General features: G+C 38.7%; 20 protein-coding genes and 1 tRNA gene. 8 read left to right on the forward strand and 13 right to left on the reverse strand.

Annotated elements, in window-relative coordinates; all coding sequences use genetic code 11:
• From ACFSKV_RS00620 to ACFSKV_RS00650, 7 genes are all read right to left on the reverse strand, one after another.
• Entirely contained in the window at positions 1-333 is a 333-nt protein-coding gene (locus ACFSKV_RS00620) for a hypothetical protein (protein WP_380799581.1), read from the reverse strand.
• On the reverse strand, positions 317-808 hold the full coding sequence (locus ACFSKV_RS00625) for an RNA polymerase sigma factor (protein WP_380799582.1): 492 nt from the start codon (positions 806-808) through the stop codon (positions 317-319). Before ACFSKV_RS00625 ends, ACFSKV_RS00620 begins: the two co-directional genes overlap by 17 nt.
• 136 nt (positions 809-944) lie before the next feature.
• Positions 945-1,970: a zinc-binding alcohol dehydrogenase family protein gene (locus tag ACFSKV_RS00630; protein ID WP_380799583.1), complete on the reverse strand. Its 1,026-nt coding sequence runs from the start codon at positions 1,968-1,970 to the stop codon at positions 945-947.
• Between the two features lie 97 nt (positions 1,971-2,067).
• Positions 2,068-3,138 (reverse strand): DUF3810 domain-containing protein, encoded by a 1,071-nt coding sequence (locus ACFSKV_RS00635; protein WP_380799585.1) that lies wholly within the window; start codon positions 3,136-3,138, stop codon positions 2,068-2,070.
• Positions 3,139-3,221: 83 nt separating this feature from the next.
• On the reverse strand, positions 3,222-3,803 hold the full coding sequence (locus ACFSKV_RS00640; protein WP_380799586.1) for a NifU family protein: 582 nt from the start codon (positions 3,801-3,803) through the stop codon (positions 3,222-3,224).
• 65 nt (positions 3,804-3,868) lie between these two features.
• A complete protein-coding gene (locus ACFSKV_RS00645) occupies positions 3,869-4,531 on the reverse strand; it encodes an outer membrane beta-barrel protein (RefSeq protein ID WP_380799587.1) in 663 nt (220 codons plus the stop codon).
• Positions 4,532-4,558: 27 nt separating this feature from the next.
• Positions 4,559-7,327 (reverse strand): carboxypeptidase-like regulatory domain-containing protein, encoded by a 2,769-nt coding sequence (locus tag ACFSKV_RS00650; protein ID WP_380799589.1) that lies wholly within the window; start codon positions 7,325-7,327, stop codon positions 4,559-4,561.
• Between the two features lie 102 nt (positions 7,328-7,429).
• Between ACFSKV_RS00650 and ACFSKV_RS00655 the strand changes: the two genes are divergently transcribed.
• Entirely contained in the window at positions 7,430-9,106 is a 1,677-nt protein-coding gene (locus tag ACFSKV_RS00655) for a membrane dipeptidase (protein WP_380799590.1), read from the forward strand.
• Between the two features lie 114 nt (positions 9,107-9,220).
• Here the strand turns inward: ACFSKV_RS00655 and ACFSKV_RS00660 are convergent, their stop codons facing one another.
• The 6 genes from ACFSKV_RS00660 to ACFSKV_RS00685 form a co-directional block, all read right to left on the reverse strand.
• Positions 9,221-9,430: a hypothetical protein gene (locus tag ACFSKV_RS00660; protein WP_380799592.1), complete on the reverse strand. Its 210-nt coding sequence runs from the start codon at positions 9,428-9,430 to the stop codon at positions 9,221-9,223.
• 18 nt (positions 9,431-9,448) lie between these two features.
• Positions 9,449-10,987, reverse strand: a complete 1,539-nt coding sequence (gene gltX / locus ACFSKV_RS00665) for a glutamate--tRNA ligase (protein WP_380799593.1) — start codon at positions 10,985-10,987, stop codon at positions 9,449-9,451.
• A 506-nt stretch (positions 10,988-11,493) separates the two neighbouring features.
• A complete protein-coding gene (rplS, locus tag ACFSKV_RS00670; RefSeq protein WP_380799595.1) occupies positions 11,494-11,859 on the reverse strand; it encodes a 50S ribosomal protein L19 in 366 nt (121 codons plus the stop codon).
• A gap of 87 nt (positions 11,860-11,946) precedes the next feature.
• Positions 11,947-12,633 carry a tRNA (guanosine(37)-N1)-methyltransferase TrmD gene (trmD, locus tag ACFSKV_RS00675; RefSeq protein ID WP_380799596.1) on the reverse strand — a complete coding sequence of 229 codons (687 nt, stop codon included), beginning with the start codon at positions 12,631-12,633 and terminating at the stop codon, positions 11,947-11,949.
• A complete protein-coding gene (gene rimM, locus ACFSKV_RS00680) occupies positions 12,633-13,163 on the reverse strand; it encodes a ribosome maturation factor RimM (protein ID WP_380799597.1) in 531 nt (176 codons plus the stop codon). The genes trmD and rimM overlap by 1 nt, the downstream gene beginning before the upstream one ends.
• A 15-nt stretch (positions 13,164-13,178) precedes the next feature.
• Positions 13,179-13,730, reverse strand: a complete 552-nt coding sequence (locus tag ACFSKV_RS00685; RefSeq protein ID WP_380799599.1) for a 30S ribosomal protein S16 — start codon at positions 13,728-13,730, stop codon at positions 13,179-13,181.
• Between the two features lie 403 nt (positions 13,731-14,133).
• Here ACFSKV_RS00685 and ACFSKV_RS00690 point away from each other — a divergent pair.
• From ACFSKV_RS00690 to ACFSKV_RS00720, 7 genes are all read left to right on the forward strand, one after another.
• A tRNA-Arg gene (locus ACFSKV_RS00690) sits at positions 14,134-14,205 on the forward strand.
• A 23-nt stretch (positions 14,206-14,228) separates the two neighbouring features.
• The gene (locus ACFSKV_RS00695; protein WP_380799686.1) at positions 14,229-14,372 is read left to right on the forward strand and encodes a GIY-YIG nuclease family protein; all 144 of its coding nucleotides are present in this window, start codon (positions 14,229-14,231) and stop codon (positions 14,370-14,372) included.
• 723 nt (positions 14,373-15,095) lie between these two features.
• The gene (locus tag ACFSKV_RS00700; RefSeq protein WP_380799600.1) at positions 15,096-15,323 is read left to right on the forward strand and encodes a DUF4357 domain-containing protein; all 228 of its coding nucleotides are present in this window, start codon (positions 15,096-15,098) and stop codon (positions 15,321-15,323) included.
• A gap of 7 nt (positions 15,324-15,330) precedes the next feature.
• The gene (locus ACFSKV_RS00705) at positions 15,331-15,711 is read left to right on the forward strand and encodes a hypothetical protein (RefSeq protein WP_380799601.1); all 381 of its coding nucleotides are present in this window, start codon (positions 15,331-15,333) and stop codon (positions 15,709-15,711) included.
• Positions 15,712-15,947: 236 nt separating this feature from the next.
• On the forward strand, positions 15,948-16,247 hold the full coding sequence (locus ACFSKV_RS00710; RefSeq protein WP_380799602.1) for a type II toxin-antitoxin system RelE/ParE family toxin: 300 nt from the start codon (positions 15,948-15,950) through the stop codon (positions 16,245-16,247).
• A gap of 3 nt (positions 16,248-16,250) precedes the next feature.
• The gene (locus ACFSKV_RS00715; protein ID WP_380799603.1) at positions 16,251-16,535 is read left to right on the forward strand and encodes an addiction module antidote protein; all 285 of its coding nucleotides are present in this window, start codon (positions 16,251-16,253) and stop codon (positions 16,533-16,535) included.
• A gap of 175 nt (positions 16,536-16,710) precedes the next feature.
• Positions 16,711-16,944, forward strand: a complete 234-nt coding sequence (locus tag ACFSKV_RS00720) for a hypothetical protein (protein ID WP_380799604.1) — start codon at positions 16,711-16,713, stop codon at positions 16,942-16,944.
• The last annotated feature ends 238 nt before the right edge of the window (positions 16,945-17,182 follow it).

A 17,182-nucleotide genomic window follows, 5' to 3' on the forward strand; every position in this document is an offset into this window, starting at 1 on the left:
TTAAAATTCTGTCAACAAGGAACTACTTTGAGGTTCCCAAACATCCAAACTGGATTTCACCTCGATCACAAACTGTTGTTCCTGATTTTCATCCTCTATAAATGTGATGATGACCATATCTCCTTCTAAGTCAGTCTCCTTTGGTTTTGGAGACTGCATCCAAAATCCTACAAGGAAAGCGGCTGCAATCCCTAAAGGCAACCATTTCCAAATCCTGATATCGCTCTTTTTCTCATATTCAAATTCAGGAATATCCCGTTTTTTGTCTTCTTCTTTCCACTCTGAAAAAAACAACGCCAGTTCCTTTTCCTCTAAATTATCCGGCTTGTTCATGTGTGTTCTTTTTTAGAATTAATGTTTTCAAATTTTTCTTTGCCCTATCATAATGAGTGCGGGCAGTACCTACATGGATTCCCATGACCTCGGCAGATTTTTCCAAGGTAAGTTCATGATAAAACACCAGTAAAAGTACTTCCCTTTGTTTTTCAGGAAGTTCCATGATCAGCTTTTCATGATTTACTTTTGAAATTACTTCCTCCACCAATTCAACTTCTAATCCTTCCTCCAAGGGGAGGAGCTTTTTTTCCTTCTTAAGGTTTTCCATTGCGGTGTACCTGATTACTGAAAACAACCAGGTTTTTATGTTGGACTTTTCATGAAACCTGGCCTTTCCTTCGAGAATTTTAAGGTAAACCTCCTGAAGCACATCCTTGGCAAGCCAATCCTGAAAATTGCAGCACTGTCTTGACCAAAGGTAGGCCTCTGCATGCATTTCCTTGATGACTTGTTCCAGTTGGCTTGTCTTCATATCTAACTCTTAGTGTAAAAAATGCTCGGATATATGACAATTAACTAAAAATTTTTTAGAAAAAAACAAAAAATCAAAACGCAGAGGTAACTGGTAAGCCCTCAATTGAGATCAAAGACAGATAAAATATATTTATCTATAGTTCAACCATTACTTTGATTACATGTTCATTTCCAAAAAAAAGTCCTCCAAACTGCTCAGGCAATTCTTCAAAATTTATTCTGTGGGTTATCCAAAAATCAGTATTTACAATTCCACTTTCTATCAATCCAATAATTTCCTTAAAATCATTTCCAAGGGCATTTCTACTGGCCATCAAGGTCAATTCCTTTTTATGGAAAAGTGGGTCATGAAAAATGAAATCTCCCTGAAAAAGCCCAATAAAGACGATTTTACTTCCATGGGCAGCGAATTCCAAAGTTTTTTTCATCGAATCCGGATTACCTGTGGCATCGAAAATTACTGTTGGCAAATCACCATCGAAGATATTTTTTAAATTTTCAGGGTAATTGAAATCTTGGTTGTCAATATGGAGCGAACCTTTAAGGGCAAGATGCTTCTGACAGACATCTAATCTTTGTCGGTTGATGTCCATGATAACCACCTGTTTGTTGGTTAAAATTGCGAATTGGGCAGCAGCCATGCCTATTGGGCCTGCTCCGATTACAAGAATTTTGTCATCCTGCTCAGGTGAAGCTCTTTGTACTGCATGATATCCTATGGCCAAAGGTTCAATCAAGGCCAATTGATCAAAATTTAGTTTTTCTGATGGATGAAGATAATTGGCATCCACTTTAAAATAAGGTCTCATTCCTCCATCCTCATGCACGCCAAAAACTGAAATTTCTTCCCCACAATTAGTTTTTCCTCTTCTTACTGCCTGTCCCAAAGTTTTATTAAAATAGGGTTCAAGGGCACATTTATCCCCTGCTTTTAAATGGTTTACAGCAATCCCGGTTTCCACCACTTCCACACCAAGTTCATGTCCCAAAATTCTGGGATAATTAAAAAAAGGTTGCCTGCCCTTAAATGCATGGATATCGGTTCCGCAAATGCCTATCCTAAGGACTTTAACCAAAGCCTCGTTGGGATTGGGCTTGCCAGGGTTATCTATTTCTTCAAATACTAAATGCTCGGGCTTTTGTAAGACAATGCTTTTCATAGATTTTGGAATTCAAAATTGGACGAAGGGAATCGTTGGCTTTGAATTCCTTAATTTAATCTCTGAGATTGAAAGATTTTTGAAAAACAGAGAATAATTACTCATTCAAACTATTCCTCCAGGCAAAGGCCAACATGGGGAGCTGCTGATAACTGTTAATACCTGCTTTTACTCCTTGGGTCCTGAGGAAAAGATCATTGGATTTTCTGCTGATTTCCAAATTGATGGGTTTGATCTGCTCATTTGCCTTTTGGATGGAAAGCAGGTCATTCCTGATTCCTTTTGGAATGGTTTTATAGAATTCCCCGTATAGCTCCTTGGACATGCGGTACAGGTCATTCATTTGATAACGCAGCAAGCGGAGCTGACCCGAATATTGAAGAAGGGGATCATCAGAGTTGGAACAGATTACCCATGCGATAAAGTTGGCCTCCCCTTCATCAGTTACCCCATAACTATGGGCCATTTCATGGGCAATGGTAAAGGGTTTCTCTAAAGGATGAAGGGTAGGATCAATATAGCTTTCTCCTGTAAAAGGAAAATAGATACCCAAAATACCCATCTTTCTCATAAATCCTGCTGGATAAAACTGTTTGGTCCTGGGCTCTCCTGTAAAGTTCAGCCCCAACAAATAGAGGTTTTCCCTCATATTGGCCCTAACCAGTTTCTCTAGTTCAGGATAGGGCATGATTTGTTCAATAGCAATAGTATCTTCCTCAATGTTATACCTAAGATGGTTGACAATGTTTCGTGTCAATTCCATTTCCCCAAGCAATTGGTCCTGGTTAAGGGGAATGGGTTTCATGCCAATCTGTTGGAAGATGGGTATCCTTTGGTAATTAAATCCCCATAAAAACAGGAAAAAAAAGATCAAAAACCCCATTCCATTAATAAGAGATCTAATGGAAAAGCCCAAACGTTCCTTCCATCCATCTTTTTGAATGAATTGGTAAGTGAATAATCCAATAACCATAAAGACTGAAAATACAAAAATGTATACCGTAGCAAACGGTAACTGGGATATGGTTTTGTCAATCAGGTTCCTTATTCCCGGGAAAAAGCTTCTGGAATAGATTTCTTCTGTTTTTTCAGGGAATTTCACAGCAAAGTATCTGATCACCAATGCGATCAACCCCAAAATAGTCCAGGTCCAATTCCCTTTTAGCATGCCCAAAAATATTTACGAAAAAGGAAAGCACATCCATGTACTTTCCTAAAAATTCTTAAATGAAAAATTGCTTATGTATATTTTTAAACCCCTTCTGCCTGTACCTCCTTTACTTCCGGTAACATTCTTGTCAATAGGTTTTGGATACCGGCTTTTAGTGTAATGGTACTGGATGGACAACCTGAGCAACTACCCTGTAACAAAACTTTCACTATTCCATCATGGAAACTGTGAAAAACTATTGCCCCTCCATCCTGTTCTACTGCGGGGCGGATATATTCGTCGAGGATTCCTTTTATTTTTTTTACTGTTTCGCTGTCATTTTCATCGAAAAGAGGATCCTTGTCAAATATGGCCTGAACTGCTGCTTTTCCTGATTCCAGGTATTTCTTGATATGATCTCTGATAATATCCTGGATTTCCATCCATTCTACACCATCTGTTTTTGTAACCGTAATAAAATTTGAGGCAATGAATATCCTTTCAACAGCAGCGAAGTTAAATAGCTCTTTTGCCAAGGGAGAGCTTTGGGTACTTTCAGCATCCGGGTAGTCAAAACTCAAGCCTTCATCCGCCAGCATAAAATTAACCACAAATTTCAAAGAATTTGGGTTTGGGTTGGCTTCCATATAAATATGAACAGGTCTTTTCTGTGCTTGTATCATAATTGTGTTGTTTTGGCGATTCTATTTACTATTAACCCAAATTCAATGGATTAGTTCCTTTAAACTTAATTTTGGTTCTTCCTTTTTCGAATAAGGAATAAGTAGGTAATACTTATTTCCAATGTAGTGGAATTCATATCGAAAATTCTGTCCTGGGATTCAGGTCTTCCAAATTCATAAGCTAGCCTGACATCTCCTGCGAGAGTGGATTTGCCAAAGAGATTGGACAACCCGGCCCCTAGGGTCAGTCCGTACATAAATTTATTAGGATCGTCACCTTCTTGCCCATAAGTAGGAAGTCCGGTTGGAGGATTTTCATAGTCTCTTTGCACATCCACCGCATTAAGTAAGTATCCAAAATGAGGTCCAATTTTTATGTGAAACCGACCTCTGTTGCCAAAGTAGAAATTGGATAGTATCGGTACTTTGAGGTAATTCCATTCGGAGATGTTGACTCCCAGGGAATCGTTTTCCTGCGTATAACCCAAGGTAAGGGATTGTATTTCCAATTGAAGTCCGGCATTTTTTTGTCCAAAATATTCAATAACAAAAGCATAGGTAAAATCCCTGATCCCATCGGCATTGATTGCAGCTCTTCCTAATTGATACCTATAGGTCACAGAAGAGCTGCTGATCCCTCCCCTAAATCCAACACTGATCTGAGAGAACAATTGGGTAGAAAAACAGCTAAGTACCAAAAGGAATAAAATAGTGAATTTTAATCGCATGGCTCAAAAATACAGATTGTTTGCAAATCATTTGCTGATGGGGATGGAATATCTCCCATGTATTGGCTTGCCTTCTATGGTTATCCCCTCAACTTCTATGATTTTTTCCCCATGTGAATCATTGGTATAAAATTCAAAAGAAAACTTACCTGAGTCATTGTCGGTTACTATATACGGATTCCAATAAAGGGTAACTCTTTGATCAATTTCAGGCGCCTCTTCTTCTTTACTATAATCAAATGGAATAAAGTTTCCCGCAATTCCAAATCCATCAATGATGATGCTATTAAGCCCTGGTGTATTGTTGCTCATTAAAGGCATTTGCGAACCACCTCTTTTTAAGTAAATGGCGATAACCCCGTTTCTCCCTAGATCTCCCATCATGGAGCTCATCCTACTGACTACCTCAATTCTTTCAATGTCATTGGGGTTGATAGAAGCAATGTTATCCGCTGCCCTGAAACCTGGACCAGCCGGCATTGGGGCACCATCTATTATCACCAAAGGCTCCATGGAAAGGTTGGAGGAGGTGGCTCCTCCTCTGATTCTTATTTCCAATGTTGTAGTGACTGTCATGCCCGGGACCTGGGATTTAAGGCTCATCAACAGATCTGTAATGGTACCATTTTTGTTTAAATTTTCACTCCTGACCACATAATCTGGTGTTCCATATATTGCTTTTGAATTAGAGCGACTTTTATCCTCTTCAACCGTGATCTGTTCCAAGGGAATTGCGGAATCATCATCTTTCGGTTCATAAAAAATGGGCTCATTGGTTTTGGATATCTTTGGGAATTTGATGCTTTCGGGAATGAAAAATGGAGGGTTTAATTTTGGAATTAGCTCAAAAGTGCCGAAAGCATTTCCTTTTTTGTCCAAAGCCAAAAAAGCAAAATCCAACGGTCCATAAAAATCCAGATCTTCCAGTACAAAATTCCCTTCCTTATCTGTCTCCATTTCAATCATTCCCTCAAAATTATTGATGTAAACAGTGAAAGGAACCTGAGCTGGCTTTCCTTTTTCATTTAAAAATTTTCCTTGGACATTCCATTCTCTTTCTAAAGGATAAGAAAATTTCTCAGTGGTAAGTGTTTCAGGAATTTCTTTTAGCTGTAATGAATTTTCAATGGCTGGTCTTTTGAAAACATCCGGAGAAAAATAAACATCCCTTACAGATACTGATAAGTTGGCCGCCACTGGATTACCGTTTGCATCCGCCAACTGCATATTGACCACCACTTTTTCTCTTGGGCCATAACTTGGTTTGTCGGTATCGAAATTTATTTTTATCGTATTTTCGGAAATTTCAGGTTCTATTATCGAACTAATCCTGTCTTCATAATTTAGAATCGGTAAAGCTTGGATAAAATAGGTGTCAGGGCCATAATTCCTATTCCAGTTTGTATAGGACCTAAGATAATATTCATTTTGACTTAAGGTATCTGGAAGAAAAATTTCTCCCACCACTAGCCCATTTTCAACTTTAAACTTTTTCTGTATGATCAGATCCCTATCTGCGGAGATCAAATCCACATATAGGATTTTACTTAATTCCCGCTTTAATTCAGGGTTTCCATAATTAAAATAAGCTTTGAACAATAATTGGTCTCCTTTGTAATAGAAGGCTCTATCTGTATGAAGGTGTATTTTCTCTTGCATGCCTTTGGCATCTTTGGCTAGTTGTGTATCATCTCTTCGGCTCAAATTGGGTTCATAATCCAAAGGTAACAAGGAGGATATTTTACGTTTATCCATATCTCCGGAAAAGGTGACGTCTTTTTGGTTGACAATCATCCCATTGGAATTGACGGTGACATAATTTCCATTTACCTCGAGCCAAGAAATTGGATAAGGGGCATCCTTATAGGTATTGATGGTGCTGTAACCTTTTTCATAATGGATTTCAATCCTTCCTTTCAAAAATATACGATACTCCCCTGGTCTTCTTCCAGGCTGTACCAGGTTTTCCGGCTTATATTCCACGACAGATTTTCCCAGTTCGTTGGCAAAAACATCCGACCTGAGGCTCATACTTTCTGACCCTCCTGCTTTTTCTCCATAAAGGAAAAACCCCTCCTGATTATGTGAATTGGTAATCATAGACCGGAACATATTGGCAGGGGACTTCAGGTAAGTATCAAGTCTTTTTCTTTCCCACTCCACCTTAATGGCTTCATTTGGGGCTTCCAAATCAGTGAACCTTGTAGCTCCGGAGATGATGTAATAGCTTGGGGTAAATTGAAAAGTCTTCAAATCAAATGTCAATAGGTAACCCAAGGCCTTGTTTTCAATTTCAATTGGTTGGATTGCCTCTGCCCGGAAATTATTATTCGTATTGTCGGAAGGAAATTCAATTACCCAGGGATTCAGGATTTCGCATTTAGCAGCCATCTCGTCGTTGCCTAAAAAATAACTCTTAAACTTTCTCAAATCCCTTTCCCATGCCCTGTCTCTTGAGGCTTTGATCTCTACATCTGACAATTCCTGTTCTAAAGAAACCATACTTACATTGAAGGTAAGCTGACTACCGGGTTTGATAGAAGCCGGTTTTTGCTGAGCCTGGTATCCAATAAAGGAAAACCCAATCTCAAATTCACCTTCAGGTATTCCTTCCAATTTATAATTTCCATCCAAATCTGTAGTGGTAGAAATGGTTGTATTATTGATAAAGACGTTACAGAAGGGTAGACCTTCCCCTGTTTGTGAATCAATCACCTTTCCACTTATGACACCTGTTTGAGAATATCCAAAAATTGGTAAAAACAGTAAAAAGGTATAGCAAATTTTAAGTTTCATCCTTCTGTCCACTAATTATTACGTCGAAATATACTATATTAAAGTTGTTTGTTACCTCTATTATACTCAGAACCGATCAATTAAGATTAAAAATTTTTAATTATGGAAAAACTATTTGATGCTCATTTGCATCCCACCTTGAAAAACCATTTTTCAGATTCAGATAACCCGACCTCCCCTTGGGATAGTATTCTGTATAAGGAATTGACCGCCGGATTTAGGGCTTTGAGTTTGATCAAATGCCTGATAAGACCATTTTTGGAAAACACCATTGTCTCCCAATCTTCTTTGGAACAACTGATCAAGGGAAATTACAGGATTGTCATGGTCGCTTTATTTTTTCCGGATAGAGATTTGATGAAGGCCATAACTTCTAATTCGGCTTTTATGGATATCATTGAGAAAGGAAAGTTTGGAAAATTCCTGAACAGAGAAAGATTCGATTATTTAAAAAATACCGGGAATGGATTTTCAGTACTCAAAGAAGATATTGATCTTTTACAATCAGAGTCTGGAGGGAAAGGAAAGGTAAATTTTCTTCAAAAAGGGGATAGCTTTACTATAAGTCAGGAGAAAACGCTCGATTTGGTATTCACTATTGAAGGCTTACATTGTTTGAGAACTGACCTGGATGAGGTAAATCAGGAAAATATTTTTCAGGACATAAAAGGCAATCTGCTTTCGCTTCAACAACAGGTTTTCATTAGCAGTATTAACCTCACCCATATAGATAACAGTAATAATATCTTCTCCAATCAGGCCTATGCCATGGATGGTTTGAGAAATTCCGGTATGGACGACAGATTTTTAAGGCCCGTTGGAAAAGGATTGACTGAATTGGGGAAAAGAACGGTGGACCTTTTGGAAGAAAGAGAGGTTTTGACAGATATCAAACACATGAGTTGGGTGGCCCGCAGGGAGCTTTACGAATACAGGAAAGAAAAAGAAATACATTCTCCTATTGTATGTACCCATGCTGGATTTACCGGGATATGGTTCCAACATGCTACAGAAAAATTCACAGATTATATTCTGGGTACAGTAAAAAATGGGTTACAGTATGAACTGAAATTAGGTAAACCTGTTTTTTCCAATGCCCACAGGGTTTTTGATCAAGTATGTTTTAATCCAAGTACGATCAATCTTTTCAATGAGGACATCATTGAAATTTACAATTCTGATGGCCTGATAGGGATTTCATTGGATAAAAGAATTTTGGGGTACACGGAAGTGGAATGGAGGGATGGATTTTATACCAATACCTCAGAAAGTGTCCTTTATTTTGATGAAGGCACAGAAAGGGTTCCCCGTATCGTTGATGTTGACTTTATATCTGAGGAGGAGTTTAATATGGGTGGCTTTCATGCCGGAAGTCAAAATGGGAAAAACCAAAGAAAAACAGTTAGGGCAGACCTTTTTCATGATCGGATAAAAGCAGATCTCTCGTATGAATATGATATGCAATACCTTCATTTTATGGCCAATATCCTTCATGCTGTAAAAGTTGGGGGACTGATTGAAGGGAAGATGGGAATAGAAAAGATGCTCACGAAAATTTTATGTATTGGATCTGATTTCGATGGGTTAATCGATAGTATAGGCTTGGCTTCCAAGGCGACCAAAGTAAGTAATCTGAAGAAAAAATTTCAAAATGAATTCAGAAGACTAGCAAGGCAGGCAGGAATTGATTTACCAGGAAATCTTACCGGATCTTTTATTGCCAACCGGATTTTTTATGAGAATGGAAGGGATTTTGTGGGTAGAAGATTGGGTAGTTAGTGGGAAGTGAGGTGCAAATTGATTTCTGAAGTCGGATGTTGAACCCTGAATTTTTGTTTTGTTTTTTTTCCAATGATAGATAACCAAAAAAACCGGCCATAAGACCGGTTTTACCTATTTTTTCTTCTTTTTTCCCTCTTTGATTTCATCCAGGTCATCTCTATCCTTCAGTTTTTTATCTTCCACATTTTGGTTGAGAAATTCATTGAGTTTATCAATGGAGAAGGTACTGGAGATTTCTCCAAATGAATTGATATTCATTTTGAACCCTTCCAAATCCTTATGGACTTTTGGGGTTTCTTCTTTTTTAGGTTTTTTAGCCATCTCCAATAAGTTTATGTTCTATACTTGTTTTGGTAGTGCTTCAAAAGCAAAGCTGATTCTTTTGATCAGTTCCTCTTTACCGATGATGCTGAACACTGCCATCAGGTCTGGGCCCGCTCCTACACCGGTAATGGCCAATCTGACCGCCTGCATTACTTTACCCAATTTGATGCCATTTATTTCAGCTGCTTCTTCAAGTAAAGATTTGGCAGTTTCCGGATTAAAGTCTCCCTCAAATACTGACAATTTTTCCTTGTAAGTCTCTAGTACCGTAATCGCATCTTGGTTCCATTTTTTGGAAGCAACTTCCCCGTCAAATTCAGTGGGAGAGATCAACATAAATTTGCCCTCTTTCCACAAGTCAGCGGGGAAAGTAGCCCTTTCTTTCATGATATGGGCTATTTGACCTGCTTTTTCAGGTCTGATATGAATTCCCTCTTTTTCAAGGTCTGCAATTAAATAAGCCCCCAACTCTTCATCAGACTTTGCTCTCAAGTACTGTTCGTTGTACCATTTTGCTTTATTGATATCAAATTTGGTTCCTGATTTACCGATTCTCTCGATGGAGAAGGCTTCAATTAATTCTTCCATAGAAAAGATTTCCCGATGGTCCCCGGGATTCCAGCCCAGAAATGCAAGAAAGTTGAGGAAAGCATCATGGAGATAACCTTGCTCCTTGAAGCCAATGGCTTTTTCGCCGGTATTGGGATCTGTCCAATCCATAGGGAATACTGGGAACCCGTGCTTCTCCGCATCTCTTTTTGACAGCTTGCCATTTCCATCCGGCTTTAATAACAAAGGGAGGTGCGCAAATTGGGGCATGGTATCTTCCCAACCCAAATATCTGTATAGCAAGACATGCAAAGGTGCCGAAGGTAACCACTCCTCACCACGGATTACATGGGTGATTCTCATTAAGTGATCGTCAACAATGTTGGCCAAATGGTAGGTGGGCATTCCGTCTGATTTCATCAATACCTTATCATCAAGGGTAGAGGAATGCACCATCACCCAGCCTCTGATCAGGTCATTCAGTCTCACTTCTTCTTTCCTGGGTATTTTGATTCGGATCACATAGGGTTCTCCCGATGACAGCCTTGCTTTGACCTCATCTTCCGGAAGGGTCAGAGAATTTTTCATCTGGGTTCTGGTAATGGAATTGTACTGTGGAGATACCACTCGTGCGGCTGTCAATCTAACCCTCATGGCTTCGAGTTCTTCGGCAGTATCAAAAGCATAATAGGCATGACCTTTTTCAATCAGGTCCATGGCATATTGCATGTACATAGGTTTGCGCTCAGATTGACGGTAAGGTCCGCAATCCCCGGGATTCCAAGGACTTTCATCTGGAGAAATCCCCAACCAATCCAAGGATTCCTTGATATATTCTTCGGCACCAGGCACAAACCTGTTTTGGTCAGTATCTTCGATTCTCAAGAGGAATTTTCCTCCTGTTTTTCTGGCAAAAAGGTAATTATATAGGGCAGTCCTTACACCTCCAATATGTAAAGCCCCTGTTGGGGAAGGAGCGAATCGTACACGTACTTCTCTGTTCATGTTGGTTTTTCTTCTGTAATCCAACCATTTCAGGTCATGAAAGGTTAGTATGGTTTCTGAAAATCAGGGTGCAAAGATAATAAATTTAACCTATATTCTAAGATTAAAGTAAAGTTACAATAGCAAGTGAACTTGGATTATTCGATCGCCAAAGAGCCAAGTAAAAAGGTAAAAGGATGCCTCGCTTTTTGTTACACCGAGATACTCCGAGAAGGCACAGAGATTGAATATGAGCCAAGTAAAAAGTAAAAAGAATGGAGCTTGGTATGTTTTGGATATTAGTTCTTGAGGAGATAAGGAATTTTTGAACCGCAAAGGAAAGCACCAAGAAACCCAAAACATTAATGATTTTTTAGGGAATGTTTAATTCGGATCTCCAATCGTAGGAACTAGGGTTAAAAATGAGATTTTTTTTCCTGATAGAGGGATTTGTTCTTTTCCAATTGAACCAAAACCAAAAAAGGGAACCCAACCGGATTCCCTTTTTGAATAAGATTCTGTTGATCTTATTTGCTGTGTCTGATTCTCTCCTTGATTTTGGCAGACTTTCCTTGACGGCCTCTCAGGTAGAACAATCTGGCTCTTCTCACTTTACCCTCTCTCAGCAATTCGATTTTCTCGATTGAAGGAGAAAGGATTGGGAAAATTCTTTCTACACCCACACCATTGGATACTTTTCTTACTGTAAAAGTTTCACCATTGGTATTAGGGTTTTTTCTTTGGATAACAGTTCCTTGGAATTGCTGGATACGTTCTTTGTTACCTTCAGTGATTTTCACGTGTACATTGATGGTATCTCCAGCCTTGAAAGAAGGGAATTTGGCTCTTGCCTCACTGTATTCCGCTTCTACAAATTTTAATAGATCGCTCATAGCTTTATATTTTATTTGCTTGTAGCAACCGTGTCTCAACACGGTCTTTGTTAGACTCAATTGAATTTTTGCTTTCTTATTATCGTCTTAGAAATCTTTCCCTTCCAAAAGGTCAGGTCTTCTTTCCTTGGTCCGACGAACCGATGCGTCAAATCTCCAGGATTCGATATTGGCTTGGTGGCCTGATAAAAGCACTTCCGGTACTTTCATTCCCTCCCATTCGGCAGGTCTGGTGTAAACCGGTGGAGCCAACAGTCCATCTTGAAAAGAATCTGTCAGGGCGGATGTTTCATCATTCAATACGCCGGGGATCAATCGGATGATGGCATCGGCTACAACTGCCGCTGCTAATTCACCTCCTGAGAGGACAAAGTCCCCTATACTGATTTCCCTGGTGATGAATCTTTGTCTGATTCTTTCATCCACACCTTTATAATGTCCGCACAATATGATCAAGTTTCCCTTCAGAGAAAGTTCATTGGCCATTTTCTGGTTGAAGGTTTCTCCATCAGGTGTCATATAAATGACTTCATCATATTCCCTTTCGCTTTGTAATGCCTCAAGACATTTCGCGATAGGTTCTATCATCATGACCATTCCCGCTTCGCCTCCAAAAGCATAATCATCGACCTGCTTTTGTTTGCCGCTGGCATAATCCCTTAAATTGTGAACCCTGATGCTGGCCAATCCTTTATCTTCTGCTCTTTTGAGAATAGAATGGGAAAAGGGACCTTCCAACAAACCTGGCACAACCGTGATGATATCAATGTGCATCAGTCTTCCAAGTATATTTCAAGCAATCCGGTGGGTAAGTGGCAGTAAACTTTTTTAACTGCCTTGTCGACCTTTTGGATGATCTGATCCTGGATAGGGATCAAGACCTCTTTTCCTTTGTGGTCGACGCCCAATAAATCCTGGGTTTCCAAGTCATAAATGACTTTGACTTCCCCAATTTTTCCGAGGGATTCATCGATCACCTCGAAGCCAATCAATTCATGGTAATAATACTGGTCTTCTTTGAGGGGCTCCAGTTCACTAAGTGGAAGAAATAGGGCCGAACCGACCAGTTTTTCTGCATCTTCTACTGTGTCAAAATCCTCAAACTTTGCCAGAACCTTATTGCCGTGCGAAACGATAAAATGTTCAAGAAAGAAAGGGACCAGCCTGGATTTTTGCTCAACGAAGACATGTTTGAGGTCTTCATAATCTTCTGGATAATCCACATCCAGTACGACACCTACTTCACCATGAAGTCCATGAACTTTGGCTATATGGCCCAATTGAAAACAATTGTCTTTGTTCATGGCGATTGTGGGGTATTAAGCTTGGGTTTCTTCTCCTTCAGCAGATGCTTCAGGGGATTCAGCCTCAGCGTTGGCTTCGCCTGCTTCAGCAGCAGCTGCCGCTTTAGCTTCTTCTTCCTTCGCTTTTATCGCGTCCAAACGGGCCTGGTTTTTAGCAGCTTCAGCTTCTAAAGCTTTCAAGCGAGCATCTTCCTTGGCTTTGGACAACCTGTCAACTTTTCCTCCGATTGCTGCTTCTTTGGAAGATTTCCAAGCTTCGAATTTAGCATCGGCCTGTTCCTGGCTGATTGCGCCTTTCAACACACCGATCTGAAGGTGTTTTTTCAATAATACACCTCTGTAAGAAAGCATAGCCTTTACCGTATCGGTTGGCTGCGCACCATTCAACAACCATTTAAGAGCACGCTCATTGTTGATGTTAATGGATGCAGGGTCAGTGTTGGGGTTATAAGTACCCAATTTCTCAATAAAGCGTCCATCACGTGGAGCTCTAGCATCAGCGACTACTACGTCATAGATGGCCATTTTCTTTCTGCCTCTACGCGCTAATCTGATTTTTACTGCCATATTCTTTTGATATTAAGTGAATTGATGGATCCCGTCCATCGTAATTTTTGGACTGCAAAGATAGCGCTTTTAATTCGAAAAGCGCAAATGCCTGAAAATATATTTGCTTGAATGGGGGAGAATGATTTAAATTGCGACGCGTTTAAGAGTCAAGAAACAAGAGACAAGAGTCAAGACTGATTTTCGGAAGTCTAATCTCTAGTCTCTCGCTTCTAACAGTCTCAACATGGCCTCGTAGTTCAATGCCCGCCCGCCCGACTGGCACCTGCCGGGCGGGGATAGAATAGAAGTTTCCTAAACTTTAGATTACACTATAAAAGGTAGTCTAATTTAATGAGGATCAATTAAAATGGTTAGACAAAAGAAGTCTAAACAAGAAAATTTGAAATATGTCAACTAATTTGGCCTCGTAGTTCAATGGATAGAATAGAAGTTTCCTAAACTTTAGATACAGGTTCGATTCCTGTCGAGGCTACAATCTTTTTCAGCTTTTTTATGATGAAGGAAGTATTTTATGCTTACGTGTTAAAAAGTAAGCATCATGATTATTTTTATAAGGGCCATTGTAAGGAACTTCAAAAAAGGCTACTTCAGCACAATTCAGGTATGACAGATTCAATAAAGCCCATACATTCCTTTTGAAATTGTTTATTTTGAAGAATTTGAAACAATAGAAGAAGCTGTAAAAAGGGAAAAGTATTTCAAATCAGCAGCAGGAAGGAGATTTCTGAAATATAAGATTGGGTTACAATAAAATTCATCCTTTAGATGCGCCTTTAAAACCAAAACCTATTTCCAGTTTCCATTAAATATTCTTCTTTGACCTTAGGCTAGGGTTCGATTCCCCCGCCCGTACCGAACGGTACGTTCGGGCGGGTATCGAGGCTACAAAACTGAAAATCAGTTATTTATAAGGGGTTATGCACCCCTTTTTTTGTGTCTTTACCCCAACATTGCAGTTGAGATTGCAGTTGGGCGGGGGATTTTTTGGAAACTTTCTTTTGTGAAAAGGAAGTTTGGTGAATAACCTAAGCATTTGATGTCACTCTGGATATTTTAAAAAAATGGTTTTGGGTAGCATAAAATTCTCCAACCTAAGTAAGGATTGGTCAACAATCCTAATTGTCTCTAAAGAACAATTATACCCCGAACAGGGGATTTTTTTTTGGAAGGGAATGGGTAATTTTGGAAGAAGGGATATTTTGAAGATATTAATTAATATCTACTTCTAAGTAATATTTGAGAAAACAAATTTAAATTTAAAGTTTATCTTAGTTTTAAGCCAACCTATTTGGATGGCTTTGTGCTATAAATATGTTATAATAAGTAAGTTAGCTGGCATTGTAAAACAGAAAACTTTAACATATGATATTCGGAAAGACAATAAAAATATTTCTAATTGATGAAGGAGTATTGCTCAACAAAGGTGAATACTACGAATTTTCGGACGACTTTATTTTCAGCAGTCCATCTACTGCAGCCGTCATTGTAATGGGAAGAAATGCAAATGGGCTTACTGAATGGAAAACCAAGAACGGAAAAACATTAAAAGATGTTGAATCAAATGAAAAAGTAATAACTCCTAAAGAATAAATAGATAATGTTTCAAGAGCCAAAAAATTATACGGACAACGACCATTTCTTTTTCGAAGCAGACAAAGACTTAGAAAAAGTGTGCAATGCACCAAAAGATAAGGACGGTGTTTTTAAAGTTTTAGAATTACGAAATGGAAGAATTAATCTGGTTTATATCGGTTACTCGAATTCGGGAGGACTATTTAACGAAATAGTGAATGGAGTGCACTACGACAAAAACGCAAGAAAAACTGGATGGACTTACCAATTGCTAAAAGACAAAACTGACGCACTTGACATTTATTGGTACGTAACAACAGGAAAAGATGAACAGAAAAAAGAACAAGTTGAAATGCTAAAAGACTTTGTTGAGCAAACAGGAAAATTGCCTAAATGGAACAAATAGAAAACAAAGACCCGCTAACACATGGTATAGTGCTTGGGGGTTTCAGCAGTTTGCGAAGGTTTGTGGCTCGTAAAAAAAGTCGGTGTAAACTGATAGGAAATTGCCTCCTAATCCCGCACGACACCATACCATCAAATGTTTTGGCACATTTCAAAAGCCTATAGTGAATACGAAGTGACTTTTTTAATTATAGAAAAATCGTGTAAATTTGTATCCAAAAGAAGACATACAATTAAGTGTATTTTATTGAAAAGACTGTTGAATTTGACAAGTGGTTGAGAAAGTTGAAAGATCTAAGAGCAAAAGCAAAAATTTTGTTTAGGATCCAGAAACTTGAAATAGACGAACATTTTGGGGATTGTAAACCGGTTGGGGAAGGCATTTATGAATTGAGAATAGATTATGCTAAAGGATATAGAATCTACTTCAAGGAAAGAGAAGGCAAACTCATTATTCTTCTTCTAGGGGGCGAAAAATCAACTCAACAAAAGGATATTGAAAAAGCAAAGGAAATTTGGAAAAGGATAAAAAAATAAAAAATGGAAACATCAAAATTTGATATCGCAGATTATTTGGATAGCAAAGAAATGATTGCTGAATATTTGAATTCTGTTTTGGAGGAAGGAAATAATAATGATATAGTTGTTGCGCTTGGGCACATTGCAAAAGCAATTGGGATGTCCAAAATAGCGGAAGAAACAGGAATGAGTAGGCCAAGTTTGTATAAAGCCTTATCAACAGGATCTAAGCCTCAATTTGAAACAATAATGAAAGTATTGAAAGCTGTTGGTGGTCAAATAAGAATAAATCCTTTATCCACGTGAAAAGAAAACGATGCCATAAAATCACCTTGGATACAGCCTGCCTTTGTCGGCATACAGGCGGGCGGTTCAGAGTAAATTGAAAGTTTAGTATCTTTAAGAAGCTAGTAGTAGTCTGGAAGGGTACGGCTCAGAATGCCTACCCGCTGTCTCCAAGCTAAATCCCGTTAATGACAATATGAATAAAATGAAGATTCTTTTAATTGCTCTTTTATCAGTACTAATGGGATGTTCCAAAGTTCATGAGAAAGGGAATAATGAAACACAGAAAAAGGCTGAGATTAGACTCATGGTGTCCAATTACATCAAGACTGCTGAAAACATGGATTCAAAATCTATGGTTGAATATTTTTATGAATCCGAAGATTTTCATTGTTATTTAGATGGGAAAAGATACAGCAGAATAAAATAATTCTATTAAAGATAAGTTTAAGAGCACTTGTAGTGAAAGTGAGAGGCTTTCCAAAGGTGGTTCAAGTGACGGGCTGTGATATACGGTTTTCTTTCGAAGAATGAACTCGGATAAATTTCTGAAGAAAAAATTATATTGGAAAGAAAATATAGAAGCGTAGTTTAGCAACTGAAAATAACATCGTGTATTATTAAGTTCTGATAATCAACATTATCACCCGAAATTATCTCTTTATTTC

Source organism: Shivajiella indica, from assembly GCF_042683085.1.
Lineage (GTDB): Bacteria > Bacteroidota > Bacteroidia > Cytophagales > Cyclobacteriaceae > Shivajiella > Shivajiella indica.

What these genes read in the sequence shown, in the direction of transcription:
- ACFSKV_RS00620 (WP_380799581.1), bottom strand. Translation starts at nt 333, where the DNA reads ATGAACAAGCCGGATAATTTAGAGGAAAAGGAACTGGCGTTGTTTTTT.
- ACFSKV_RS00625 (WP_380799582.1), bottom strand. Translation starts at nt 808, where the DNA reads ATGAAGACAAGCCAACTGGAACAAGTCATCAAGGAAATGCATGCAGAG.
- ACFSKV_RS00630 (WP_380799583.1), bottom strand. Translation starts at nt 1,970, where the DNA reads ATGAAAAGCATTGTCTTACAAAAGCCCGAGCATTTAGTATTTGAAGAA.
- ACFSKV_RS00635 (WP_380799585.1), bottom strand. Translation starts at nt 3,138, where the DNA reads ATGCTAAAAGGGAATTGGACCTGGACTATTTTGGGGTTGATCGCATTG.
- ACFSKV_RS00640 (WP_380799586.1), bottom strand. Translation starts at nt 3,803, where the DNA reads ATGATACAAGCACAGAAAAGACCTGTTCATATTTATATGGAAGCCAAC.
- ACFSKV_RS00645 (WP_380799587.1), bottom strand. Translation starts at nt 4,531, where the DNA reads ATGCGATTAAAATTCACTATTTTATTCCTTTTGGTACTTAGCTGTTTT.
- ACFSKV_RS00650 (WP_380799589.1), bottom strand. Translation starts at nt 7,327, where the DNA reads ATGAAACTTAAAATTTGCTATACCTTTTTACTGTTTTTACCAATTTTT.
- ACFSKV_RS00655 (WP_380799590.1), top strand. Translation starts at nt 7,430, where the DNA reads ATGGAAAAACTATTTGATGCTCATTTGCATCCCACCTTGAAAAACCAT.
- ACFSKV_RS00660 (WP_380799592.1), bottom strand. Translation starts at nt 9,430, where the DNA reads ATGGCTAAAAAACCTAAAAAAGAAGAAACCCCAAAAGTCCATAAGGAT.
- gltX (WP_380799593.1), bottom strand. Translation starts at nt 10,987, where the DNA reads ATGAACAGAGAAGTACGTGTACGATTCGCTCCTTCCCCAACAGGGGCT.
- rplS (WP_380799595.1), bottom strand. Translation starts at nt 11,859, where the DNA reads ATGAGCGATCTATTAAAATTTGTAGAAGCGGAATACAGTGAGGCAAGA.
- trmD (WP_380799596.1), bottom strand. Translation starts at nt 12,633, where the DNA reads ATGCACATTGATATCATCACGGTTGTGCCAGGTTTGTTGGAAGGTCCC.
- rimM (WP_380799597.1), bottom strand. Translation starts at nt 13,163, where the DNA reads ATGAACAAAGACAATTGTTTTCAATTGGGCCATATAGCCAAAGTTCAT.
- ACFSKV_RS00685 (WP_380799599.1), bottom strand. Translation starts at nt 13,730, where the DNA reads ATGGCAGTAAAAATCAGATTAGCGCGTAGAGGCAGAAAGAAAATGGCC.
- ACFSKV_RS00695 (WP_380799686.1), top strand. Translation starts at nt 14,229, where the DNA reads ATGAAGGAAGTATTTTATGCTTACGTGTTAAAAAGTAAGCATCATGAT.
- ACFSKV_RS00700 (WP_380799600.1), top strand. Translation starts at nt 15,096, where the DNA reads ATGATATTCGGAAAGACAATAAAAATATTTCTAATTGATGAAGGAGTA.
- ACFSKV_RS00705 (WP_380799601.1), top strand. Translation starts at nt 15,331, where the DNA reads ATGTTTCAAGAGCCAAAAAATTATACGGACAACGACCATTTCTTTTTC.
- ACFSKV_RS00715 (WP_380799603.1), top strand. Translation starts at nt 16,251, where the DNA reads ATGGAAACATCAAAATTTGATATCGCAGATTATTTGGATAGCAAAGAA.
- ACFSKV_RS00720 (WP_380799604.1), top strand. Translation starts at nt 16,711, where the DNA reads ATGAATAAAATGAAGATTCTTTTAATTGCTCTTTTATCAGTACTAATG.